The following is a 7,988-nucleotide window of genomic DNA, read 5'->3' on the forward strand; positions in this document are numbered from 1 at the left end:
CAATCGAGTAGACGGGTGACGACCTAACGGTCGCCACTGCGCCTCTCACACCACCGTACGTACGGGTCTCGTATACGGCGGTTCACCAGATTAAAGTTTGCGCTCTATCGATGTAATCTCCTAGCGGTTTATAGCCTTTTCGTTTGAGTCTGGAGATGGTTACGGTAGTTTTTAAAATAGGGCTTTGGGCTGTTGCCCATCCTCCCATTCGGGTTCTACTCCAAGCATACGCTTGCCCTTGCTCTATCCCCAATCTAATAAGGTTTTTACGTTTACGTTCCAGCTTTTTCCAATCGTGCCAAATACAATATCGCAATCGGTTTCTTAACCAAGCATCTAGCTTTTTAAGTTTAGCATAACTCTGGGTCAGCCGATAGTTGTTAATCCATCCCCGACAGACTTCATTGAGCCGTCCAAGCCGTTCTAACAGCGATATAGGCCTGGTCTTCTGCGTAATACGCTTTAACGTGCGTTTAAACTTGCCCCAACTCTTTTGTGATACAACTAATTGATACTGCCCTTTTGTTCCCTTTTTGTAGACAGGTACAAAACCGTGTCCAAGCAGTTCGAAATGTACAGGTCTGCGAATTCCGCTCTTGGCTTTGTTAATAGGCAACCTGAGTGCATCCCTTAAAAAGATATACAGCTCATTACCTATCCTTTTTGCCTCGCTCTTGCTCCTAGTGTAAACACTAAAATCATCCGCATAGCGAACATAGAGCAGTCCTTTCGACTCCATATGCTTATCCAGTACATCTAACAAAATATTAGATAGTAATGGACTCAAAGGGCTTCCCTGCGGTATTCCCTTTCGGCGTTTCTCGAGCCGTCCATTGATACGTATGGGCGCTCGTAGCCATTTTCGGATTAGACGCAAGGTAGTTGGGCATTTTACCTTATTGTAAATAAGTTGCAGTAATCGCATATGGTCTACCTCGTCAAAGAACCCTTGTAAATCAATATCTACAATGTCCTGATATCCAGTATTGATATACTGCTGGGCTTGTAGTACTGCTTTGTGCAGGTTCTTATTGGGGCGGAAACCATAGCTGAGCGGTTCAAATTCATATTCGAACTCAACCATCAACTGTTGGTTTACCGATTGTTGTAGCCATCGATCCACTACTGTTGGAATCCCTAAAAGTCTGGTCTTACCCATACCTTTTGGAATGGAAACCCCTAAAATCGGGTCTGGTACATAGCGGTGTGTGCGTATAGAAGATAGTAGGTCGTCACGGTGTTCTGCTATGTAAGCAGCCAATTCCGTTGTCTTCATACCATCTACTCCGCACCCTCCCTTATTGCGCTCAACTTTACGTTGCGCCTTATAAAGATTCTTTGCTTCTAATACCTTTTCAATCATAGGGTCAGTAAAATGTAAATACTCCTGTTGGTCTAAGATGGGGCTAGCTAGGCTTCCCAATCAAATTCCAACATAATCTAATGTTCAGTCCTTCCTTATCTGTGAGACTTCTGTGGTTTGTTTTCACAGCTCGTTTCCTATAAGTACTATGACCTCTGCTGACTTCTCCATTATGCCAACACGTGGCTATGGAGACCTCCCCAGGTAAGAACATCTTCTTTCACTCAATCCCTGCCGTATCTACATATTTACCCTTTTGATAATCGTTGGGCGTTACAATGATGTGCTTGCTTACCCAGGTAAATATGCCTCTGTATACGGTTCCTGTTCGTCAGTACCGAGTTTTGTAGTCTCGCTTTCTTCAGACATAACCTCACGGTTACCGCCCTTGCGACTTACTAATGCTTCCAGAAGTTACTCCAGCGCATAAGGGACTTGCACCCTCTAAATTAATATCTTACTTTGCAGTAAGGTAAAGATGCCCATACTGGGCACACACATCGTATAAAAACAATAGGGCAATTAGGTGCTAAACCCAATGGCTGGTGCGTATTAGCAAGGTCGCAAAATTTTTAAATTTTGCTCAACGTGAAAAAATTTATGAACAAAATTCAAAAATTCGGCTTGTGGTTCACCGAACAGTAAGCGTCCTTTTACGCCCTACTGTTTTTACACCGACCGTTATGTGCAAGACGACCAACCAACATCACTAAATGGAATTTTTACAAATACATTACTTCCTTAAAGATGATTTCCATTCAATGGACGCTTATCTGAAAAATAGAGCGGAATTTGAAGTACTTCGCATTTTTAAAGAAGTTACTGAAATTCTTGAACTGGATGGAGAGTTACTGTTTGAATCAATTGCGATTGGAGAAGGCGGAATAAAAGCCTACTACAAATTACTAAAGAAAAAGAAAGTAAAAAGGAGTGTAAAAAATGCTCTCATATTTTTAGGCGGTATTCTCTCTGCTATTATTACAGAGGTTGTAGTTAACGAAATAACAACAGATGGAGAGTATGAAAAAATGAAAAAGGAAGAGGTTAGACTTCATATTGAAAAGTTAAAAAAAGACTTAGAATCCGACGATAAAACAACAAAAGAACAAACCTTAATAATTGAAAACTTATCAATTTATATTGGAGAAACAAATAAGGTAAAATTATTCAAATCTAATTTTTATTCAAACCTTCTGAAAGAAGATAAAATTGAAAAAGTTTCAACTCAGCGGTTAGACGAAAATTTAGAACCAATAACCAAAGAAAACATAGTTCCAAGAGAACATTTTGACAAATTTATTATAGATACGATTGAGATTGAGCCTGAATATAAAGAAAGTGAAATAATAGAAATTGTTGCGCCAGTTCTTAAAAAAGGAAATATGAAATGGAAAGGCATTTTTAATGGCAAGCCTATCAATTTTTATATGCGGGATGCTGAATTTAGAACTTCTGTAATTAATAAAGAAATAAGCTTCTCGAACGGGACAAATATTATTGCCGACATTGAGATGGAGCAAACGATGGATAATGATGGAGAAATTCAAATTGGAACAATAAGCGTTTATAACGTAACTGACGTATTTGAAGATTCTAAGCGTATCGAAACGAAACGAAAACAAAGAAATCGAGAATTAGAGAATCAAACGAAAATGGATTTTAATCCAGAATAAAGTCCTGCACATAATGTATATAGCTCATGGCTTGGCAGTTGCTAAATCGAAATTAAGGCATATTTGGAAAGTCGCCAAAATTTTAAATTTGACGATTTCGAACTCCCGCTGGCGCGAGCGTCCCGCTCGTGCTCACAAACACTATCTCCCATTTTAACCAAAAAAAACTGCTTTAAAAATTCGTAGTTATAGTTATTGGAAAGTTTAGGGAAAGTTGGTAGATTGGGGTTGGAAATTTTGAATCAAAGGTGATTAGGATATAGTTGATTAACTAAAGTTGCTCCAAATCGGCACACTGAGGACAGATATGATCATTTGTAGTGCTTATAAAGTTATGGTGCATTTAAACAAAAATCCGAACATTAAAGAAAAACCAAAATATGGAAAAATGGAATGAATTATGTTACATACTCTCGGAAAACTTACCTACAAATACAAGTGAGCAATTATTTGAGTTCAAAGTAGTTCAAGCATTTGAAAAGTTAGGATGGAGCGAATATAATAAAGAAATAATTGTACGCGAAAGTGTTCAAGTTGGAGCGTCAAATAGAATCAGTCCAGATTTAGTGTTGAGATCAAAGGAGTTAGGAAATCTTTTCATCGTTGAAGTCAAAAAACCTTCATTTGAAATTGATAATCTGACATTTAAAAGGCAATTATCATCTTATATGGGAATTATGAGAGTAGAATTTGGAATTCTAATTGGCAATAAAATACGGCTATTTTTAGATGGTAAATTTTTCAATCAGAATGGTATTGTCTTAATCGACGAAATTGAGTTTAAAAGAGATAGTGAAAAAGGACTAAAATTTGTACAATTATTCAGCAAGGAAACTTTCAATAGAGAAAATATTGAAAACCACGCTCAAGAGAAAATTCAAGAATTGAAAGAAATAAAGGACTTTAAAAGGCTAAAAAATCAACTACTTTCCGAAAATTACCACGAAAAAATAGTGGACTATTTGAGAACCGAGCTTATAAAAGAATATGACGAAAAGATAATTGAGAAAGTCTTCAAAATTCTGGAGGTCAAAATTGAGAATAAAACTAAAATAGTTCCAATAGAAAATTACGAAAAAAGAAGTAGGAAAAAATACAACTCATTTGAAAATTCCAATTCTTCCGAAAAACTTCCAATCGGAAAATATGTCCGAAAAACATTTAATAAATTAGTAAGCAGTAATCTAATAGACAGAAACGAAATTGACAGGTTGCAACGAGGAGATTATTCAAAAGTGACATTTGATATTCAATTCCCTTTTTTAGCTAAAGAAAATTCAGCATATTACGAAAGAGCAAGATATTGGAAAAACCCTTATCATATAAACGGAGAAATTTATTTTGTGTGTTCACAATGGTATGAAGTTTCAGCAAATAACGACAGACCATACTATGAAGAATGGTTAAGGAAGATGAAGAATAAAAACGCAAATCAATAAAGTATATAAACTATAACTTGATGAGACCCCCAGCTATCGCGAGCGTCCCGCTCGTGCTCACCAAACTATCGCCCATATTAACCCCTAAAAAATAGCTTTGAAATCCGTAGTTCTACGTATAGGAAAGTTTAGAGAAAAGTGGTAAATTGAAGCATAAGAATTTTGATCACTTAAATTCAACATCCAAAGTGGCTTCTATTGGCACACTGAGGGCAGATATAATCACTTTTAGTGCTTATAAATACAAGTTGTGGTGCATTAAAAAAAACCAAGAAAACATTGAAAACATTCAACCTAAACGGAAAGGAATTCAATAATTTGACTGAATTTTTTGAAACCATTGGACAATTGTTGGTAGAAAACAACGATTGGGGAAAAAATTGGGATGCGCTGAATGACATACTTTACGGCGGATTTATAAAAACTGACTGCGAAGAAGAATTTGAACTGATTTGGTTAAACTCGGAATATTCAAAAACCAATCTTACCGATTTCCAAAAAATCGTTGATTTGATAAAAGAACACGAACATATAAAACTGGAATTAAAATAATGACTAATAGAAAACTGACATTTATATTCGTGATTTTAATTCTGCTTTTGTTTTTTTTGGCAGTTTACAGCGGTATAGAATTCCAAAAAATTACAACGGAAACTATGGAATGGCAGTCTGCAAAATTTAAAATAACCGACAAAACCAAAATTTTTGGAATTGGAATTTTAATGAGTATTTTAGGCTATATAATTTTACGAAAGAAAATAAATAAAACGCACAGAACGCAGGAATAACGCACCACAACACAGTATATAAGCTATGGCTTGGTCTGTCCTCACTTGGAAAATCCTGCGGATTTTCCAAAGCCAGTTTTTATTTGGAGAGGTTCGTGCCAAAACACGCCACAGCTCATATACATAAACGTTAGCACACAGTTGGCGAATCCTGAAAACAGTTATAAATCGAATTTTTTTTGGTTTTTATGAAGAATATGAAAATCAGAAAGAACAACTCTGAATTTACCACTATTACGGATTATAAAATTCCTGAAAAATCGTATCCGTCCGAGCAACTACATTAGCTATTGGTCTTCATATTTCGTAGTGAATTCAATATCCTTGCCTTCTGCCCTTGCTTGAAGCACTATTTGTTGTATATGTTCTGGAAGGTTGTCCAAGGGCAATATCAGTCCATCGACCATTACCATGTTGTTAAAAGGGCTGTTCTCCTGCATGGCACCGGTAGAAAATTCAGGGCTATAATACCATAGATCGAACATATCCTTTATGATCCGGGCCTTGCTCGAGACCGTAGCCCCCTTGGTCCCGAAGTATTCGTTCATCTCTTTGGAACTTATATACGGCTCGAAGGATCTGTCGAACAAAAAATTTATCGACCCTATGGCATGGACCACAGCTGCCGCCCATATCTCTAATTTTCCCCTTGTGAACGGGACGTCTCTTTTTCTACCCATCTTTTTGATGAGTTTTTCACAGAGTACGAAGTATTCATCATTGAGTTTCTGCGCACAGAAGGCCCCCGTTATTTCCAATAATTGTTTTTCCTTTTCCTTTACCTGTTCTTTGGTCATATGCTGTTCTGTTTTTGGTATCCGGGCAGGAGTTCTTCGAGTTTTTGTATGCTATGATCTGGGATCCGCCCGAGGGTCTCCTTTAGCCATTCCCGGGGATTGACGCCCTGCATCTTGCAGCTACCGAAGAAAGAATAGAGCATGGCGGCATTTTGTGCCGCTTTATGTGATCCACAGAAAAGGAAGTTCTTTCTGCCTATGGCCATGGGGCGGATGGCATTTTCGATCAGGTTATTGTCAAGTTCGATGCGTCCATCCTCAAATATGGCCTCCAGTTTTGGGTATTGATTGATGAAGTAGGTCATCGCCTTGCCGATGGGACTTTGCGGCAGCACTCTGAATTGTTGCCCTTCGATCCACGTTTTGATCTGTACCAATAGCGGCTTGATCCTTATGTCTCGTTGTCTTTTTCGGGCTTCAAGATCATCTTGGGCCTCCTCTTTGATCTTACGTTCTTCCAAATAGATATCCCTAAAGATGGCCAATGCTTTTTCCGCTTGTTTTTTATCACTGTCCAGCGCGTCGTGGAACTTGCGCCTGGCATGTACCAGACATCCGGCAAGTGCGATCTTGGGGTCGGTACCTATTTTATCGTACACGGTATAGCCATCGCATTGCAGATACCCACTATAGCCCGCAAGCAATTCTTTGGGGCCGTGCTGTCCACGGCCTTTTCGGTAATTGAAAAGCACCAATTTTTGAACGGGATCGTGATAGACCCATTGATATCCCTGATGTGTACTGCCTTTTTTATCGGAATCCAACACCTTGATCGGACTCTCATCGGCCTGGATATAATCGGAGGCCAGTATTTTTTGTTTCAGTGTATTGTAGAGCGGTTCCAGCAGCTGGCAACAACTGGCCATCCAGTCGCTCATGGTGCTCTGTGCGGGTTCCCATCCAAAGTCCCGTTTGAACATTTGGATCTGCCGGTAGAACGGAAGGTGATCGATATATTTGCCCACCAGGATGTGTGCCAGTAAACAGGCCTCGGCTATCGATTTGTCGATGGGACGGGTAGGAAGTGCCGCGATCAGTACGCCCTCTCCATCCGCTTTGGCATACTTGGGCCGGATCGTCCTTCTTTTGATAAGGCTTGCGGGAGTGTATTCCAAGGTTTCGGTGACCTCTTCCCCGATCTTCTTCAGTCCCGTGGTATCCTCTTCGGGCTCGATGGTGATTTCCCTGACCGGCAGATGTTCGGGCAGTGCATTGCGCCCATTGTGTTTTTTCTTGTCCCTGGAATAGGTAATGGTCTCTTGCGGGGTCTCTTCTACGGTTTCTGGGGAATCATCCCCTGAAAAGAGCGATAACTGGTCGACCACAGCTTGGGATATGAAACTCTCGGATTTGAATCCACTTATGAGTTTGTAGAGCTGTGCCAGTTGATGTTCCAAGGAAACTATTCTGGCCGTGGAGGCCTTCTCCTTTTTTTGAAGGTCCCGGTTCTCGACAAGCAGCTCTTGATAGGTCATAGCAGGGCTAAGATAAAAATTGCCCTGTTAAAAAACAACCTAATATCACGTTTTTTTGTAACGTTTTCTCCTGGTTATATTGGTAATGGAGATCCCATCGATGAGCAGGACCAATTGAGCGTAATCCAGCCGTAGACTGCCGACTGATCCATCGTAATCGGGAAGTTCAAAAGTACCGGATTCCAGCCTTTTGTAGTACAGCATAAACCCTCCCGATTGCCAGTGCAACAACTTTGCCTTGTTGCGGACCTTGTTGATAAAGATATATACCGTACCGTCATCGGGGCTCTGGTCCAGATCGTTGATGACAAGTCCACTCAGGCTATCGAAGCTTTTTCGCATATCGGTGGGGAGGCTGTAGAGTTGGAACCGGTGCGAAGTACCAAGTGCGAACATCTATACTGGGATTTCGATCTCGATCCCGTTTTTGCAACGGATCAAAATGGTTCTGCC

At 39.7% G+C, this 7,988-nt stretch carries 8 protein-coding genes; 4 read left to right on the plus strand and 4 right to left on the minus strand.

The window, feature by feature from the left end; genetic code table 11:
• Positions 1-82 precede the first annotated feature (82 nt).
• Positions 83-1,423 (minus strand): group II intron reverse transcriptase/maturase, encoded by a 1,341-nt coding sequence (ltrA, locus tag H3Z82_RS19150; protein WP_449528468.1) that lies wholly within the window; start codon positions 1,421-1,423, stop codon positions 83-85.
• Positions 1,424-2,076: 653 nt separating this feature from the next.
• On the opposite strand from ltrA, the gene H3Z82_RS19155 reads away from it, so the two are divergent.
• The 3 genes from H3Z82_RS19155 to H3Z82_RS19165 all read left to right on the plus strand — a co-directional run bounded on the left by H3Z82_RS19155 (position 2,077) and on the right by H3Z82_RS19165 (position 5,027).
• Positions 2,077-3,036 carry a hypothetical protein gene (locus tag H3Z82_RS19155; protein WP_182207085.1) on the plus strand — a complete coding sequence of 320 codons (960 nt, stop codon included), beginning with the start codon at positions 2,077-2,079 and terminating at the stop codon, positions 3,034-3,036.
• Between the two features lie 380 nt (positions 3,037-3,416).
• Complete coding sequence (locus tag H3Z82_RS19160) at positions 3,417-4,475, plus strand: type I restriction enzyme HsdR N-terminal domain-containing protein (RefSeq protein WP_182207086.1); 1,059 nt, start codon at positions 3,417-3,419, stop codon at positions 4,473-4,475.
• Positions 4,476-4,754: 279 nt separating this feature from the next.
• On the plus strand, positions 4,755-5,027 hold the full coding sequence (locus H3Z82_RS19165; protein WP_182207087.1) for a barstar family protein: 273 nt from the start codon (positions 4,755-4,757) through the stop codon (positions 5,025-5,027).
• Positions 5,028-5,550: 523 nt separating this feature from the next.
• Here H3Z82_RS19165 and H3Z82_RS19170 read toward each other — a convergent pair.
• Genes H3Z82_RS19170 through tnpB form a run of 3 tightly spaced genes read right to left on the minus strand, consistent with a single transcriptional unit; the run spans position 5,551 to position 7,856 of the window.
• Complete coding sequence (locus H3Z82_RS19170) at positions 5,551-6,060, minus strand: DUF6398 domain-containing protein (protein ID WP_182205374.1); 510 nt, start codon at positions 6,058-6,060, stop codon at positions 5,551-5,553.
• On the minus strand, positions 6,057-7,535 hold the full coding sequence (gene tnpC, locus H3Z82_RS19175; RefSeq protein ID WP_182205184.1) for an IS66 family transposase: 1,479 nt from the start codon (positions 7,533-7,535) through the stop codon (positions 6,057-6,059). Before tnpC ends, H3Z82_RS19170 begins: the two co-directional genes overlap by 4 nt.
• A gap of 45 nt (positions 7,536-7,580) precedes the next feature.
• The gene (tnpB, locus tag H3Z82_RS19865; RefSeq protein WP_394368104.1) at positions 7,581-7,856 is read right to left on the minus strand and encodes an IS66 family insertion sequence element accessory protein TnpB; all 276 of its coding nucleotides are present in this window, start codon (positions 7,854-7,856) and stop codon (positions 7,581-7,583) included.
• Between tnpB and H3Z82_RS19695 the strand changes: the two genes are divergently transcribed.
• On the plus strand, positions 7,752-7,988 hold a 237-nt coding region (locus H3Z82_RS19695), incomplete at its 3' end, for a hypothetical protein (protein WP_235982424.1). The genes tnpB and H3Z82_RS19695 overlap by 105 nt on opposite strands.

The sequence above is a fragment of the Gelidibacter maritimus genome, assembly GCF_014062315.1.
In the GTDB taxonomy this organism is placed as follows: Bacteria; Bacteroidota; Bacteroidia; order Flavobacteriales; family Flavobacteriaceae; genus Gelidibacter; species Gelidibacter maritimus.